General features: G+C 53.6%; 1 rRNA gene. It reads left to right on the top strand.

Annotated elements, in window-relative coordinates:
• A 23S ribosomal RNA gene (locus FFB58_RS22765) occupies window positions 1-1,566 on the top strand; the annotation flags it as partial.

Below are 1,566 nucleotides of genomic sequence, written 5' to 3'. Positions count from 1 at the left end.
TGCTGGAGGTATCAGAAGTGCGAATGCTGACATAAGTAACGATAAAGCGGGTGAAAAGCCCGCTCGCCGGAAGACCAAGGGTTCCTGTCCAACGTTAATCGGGGCAGGGTGAGTCGACCCCTAAGGCGAGGCCGAAAGGCGTAGTCGATGGGAAACAGGTTAATATTCCTGTACTCGGTGTTACTGCGAAGGGGGGACGGAGAAGGCTATGTTGGCCGGGCGACGGTTGTCCCGGTTTAAGCATGTAGGCGGAGGTTCCAGGTAAATCCGGTACCTTTTTAACGCTGAGGTGTGATGACGAGGCACTACGGTGCTGAAGCAACAAATGCCCTGCTTCCAGGAAAAGCCTCTAAGCATCAGGTAACATCAAATCGTACCCCAAACCGACACAGGTGGTCAGGTAGAGAATACCAAGGCGCTTGAGAGAACTCGGGTGAAGGAACTAGGCAAAATGGTGCCGTAACTTCGGGAGAAGGCACGCTGATATGTAGGTGAAGCCCCTGCGGGTGGAGCTGAAATCAGTCGAAGATACCAGCTGGCTGCAACTGTTTATTAAAAACACAGCACTGTGCAAACACGAAAGTGGACGTATACGGTGTGACGCCTGCCCGGTGCCGGAAGGTTAATTGATGGGGTTATCCGTAAGGAGAAGCTCTTGATCGAAGCCCCGGTAAACGGCGGCCGTAACTATAACGGTCCTAAGGTAGCGAAATTCCTTGTCGGGTAAGTTCCGACCTGCACGAATGGCGTAATGATGGCCAGGCTGTCTCCACCCGAGACTCAGTGAAATTGAAATCGCTGTGAAGATGCAGTGTACCCGCGGCAAGACGGAAAGACCCCGTGAACCTTTACTATAGCTTGACACTGAACACTGGTCCTTGATGTGTAGGATAGGTGGGAGGCTTTGAAGCGTGGACGCCAGTCTGCGTGGAGCCATCCTTGAAATACCACCCTTTAATGGCTGGTGTTCTAACGTGGACCCGTAATCCGGGTTGCGGACAGTGTCTGGTGGGTAGTTTGACTGGGGCGGTCTCCTCCTAAAGAGTAACGGAGGAGCACGAAGGTTAGCTAATCCTGGTCGGACATCAGGAGGTTAGTGCAATGGCATAAGCTAGCTTGACTGCGAGAGTGACGGCTCGAGCAGGTGCGAAAGCAGGTCATAGTGATCCGGTGGTTCTGTATGGAAGGGCCATCGCTCAACGGATAAAAGGTACTCCGGGGATAACAGGCTGATACCGCCCAAGAGTTCATATCGACGGCGGTGTTTGGCACCTCGATGTCGGCTCATCACATCCTGGGGCTGAAGTAGGTCCCAAGGGTATGGCTGTTCGCCATTTAAAGTGGTACGCGAGCTGGGTTTAGAACGTCGTGAGACAGTTCGGTCCCTATCTGCCGTGGGCGCTGGAGAATTGAGGGGGGCTGCTCCTAGTACGAGAGGACCGGAGTGGACGCATCACTGGTGTTCGGGTTGTCATGCCAATGGCACTGCCCGGTAGCTAAATGCGGAAGAGATAAGTGCTGAAAGCATCTAAGCACGAAACTTGCCCCGAGATGAGTTCTCCCTGA

It is taken from the genome of Enterobacter sp. MF024 (assembly GCF_005843915.1).
Classification (GTDB): Bacteria; Pseudomonadota; Gammaproteobacteria; order Enterobacterales; family Enterobacteriaceae; genus Enterobacter; species Enterobacter barmai.
The sequence above is the reverse complement of the archived record's forward strand: the minus strand, read 5'-3'. Positions and strand labels throughout refer to the sequence as shown.